The organism is Acidovorax sp. HMWF029, from assembly GCF_003060895.1.
Lineage (GTDB): Bacteria > Pseudomonadota > Gammaproteobacteria > Burkholderiales > Burkholderiaceae_C > Acidovorax.
Genome location: NZ_QAIH01000261.1, coordinates 1 through 1591 on the forward strand (window position 1 = coordinate 1; position 1591 = coordinate 1591).

Below are 1591 nucleotides of genomic sequence, written 5' to 3' on the forward strand. Positions count from 1 at the left end.
GTGCCCGCCCGCGCGCTGTCGTGGCAGCGGGTGCAGATGCCCGCCGGTGTGCCCCTGGGCGCAGGCCAGCAGACACCCAGGCTGCGCTCGGTGCTCGAGGGCCTGCTCGAAGACCGCCTGCTCGATGATGCCGCCCAGCTGCACTTTGCATTGCAGCCCGGCGCCCACGGCACAGCCCAGGGCGGCGAGCCCGTGTGGGTGGCTGTATGCGACCGCGCCTGGCTGCGCGAGAACCTGCAGGCCCTGGAAGCCGCAGGCCGCCGCGTGTCCCGCGTGGTCCCTGAATTTGCACCCGGCCCCACGGCCAGCGGTGGCCCCGAACTCTGCGCGCTGGGTACCCCGGAAGAGGCCTTTGTAGTGCTCACATGCCAGGGCGCCGACCAGGGCGTGGCCGTGTTGCCCCTGACCCCCATGGCCCTGGCGCTGGCTCGTGCGGGGGCGCCCATAGCCAGCGCCACGGCCGAACAAGATGGCAACACCCTTCCCGTGCGCGCCGAGCCCGCCGTGGCCGCCTTGGCCGAACGCACGCTGGGCCAGCGCGTGGCGCTGTACACCGCCAGCCAGCGCGCGCTGGATGCTGCCCGGGGCGATTGGGACCTGGCCCAGTTCGATCTGGCCAGCACCGGCCGCACCCGGGCCCTGCGCAAGGCGGGCAGCCTGTTCAGCGCACTGCTCAACGCCCCCCAATGGCGCGCCGCGCGCTGGGGTGTGGGGCTGCTGGTGGTAGCCCACCTGGTGGGCCTCAATGCCTGGGCCTGGCAAGAGCGCCAGGCGCTGGCTGCCAAGCAGGCCGCCGTGCGTGCAGCGCTCACCCAGACCTTCCCGAAGGTCCAGGTAGTGGTCGATGCCCCCGTGCAGATGGAGCGCGAACTGGCACAGCTGCGGCAGGCGGCAGGCAGTGTGTCGGCCCGCGACCTGGAACCCCTGCTCGCCGCTGCCGGGGCTGCACTGCCCAGTCTGGAACAACAGGGCCGCCAGCCCACCAGCATCGAATACACACCCGGCGAGCTGCGCCTGCGCGGCGTGGCACTGGCCCCTGACGAACAAGCCGCGCTCTCGGCCCGCCTGCAGGCTGCGGGCTACCGGGCTCGGCTGGAAGATGGCAGCCTGCTGCTGCGCACCGAGGTGAGCCCATGACCCCCCCTACCCCAGAGTCAGCACTGCGAGCCCGCTGGCACGCGCTGGCCCCCCGTGAACAGAACCTCGTGCTGGCCGCAGCCGCCCTGGTGGGCCTGGCCTTGCTGTGGTGGGTGGCTGTGGCCCCCGCGCTGGCCACCCTGCGCGCAGCACCCGCGCGCCATGCTGCGCTGGACGCCCAGTTGCAGCGCATGCTCAGCCTGCAGGCCGAAGCCCAGCAGCTGCAGGCCGCACCCGCCACCAGCTCCGGCGATGTCGTCGGCGCCTTGCGCGCGGCCCTCACGCAGCGCCTGGGCACCACGGCCCAGCTCAATGTGGTGGGTGACCGCGCCACCATCACCCTCAAAGGGGCATCGGCCGATGCGCTGGCGCAGTGGCTGGCCCAAGCGCGCAGCAATGCCCGCGCCACTCCCGTCGAGGCCCGACTGACCCGCAGTGCCACCGCCGCCACACC

2 protein-coding genes are annotated in these 1591 nt (G+C 73.0%); both read left to right on the top strand.

All coding sequences use genetic code 11. The annotated features are described in order from the left end of the window. A partial coding sequence (gspL, locus tag DBR12_RS18595; protein ID WP_108618620.1) for a type II secretion system protein GspL occupies positions 1 to 1137 on the top strand: 1137 nt, incomplete at its 5' end. Next, a partial coding sequence (gene gspM / locus DBR12_RS18600) for a type II secretion system protein GspM (protein ID WP_108618621.1) occupies positions 1134 to 1591 on the top strand: 458 nt, incomplete at its 3' end. The genes gspL and gspM, both read left to right, overlap by 4 nt.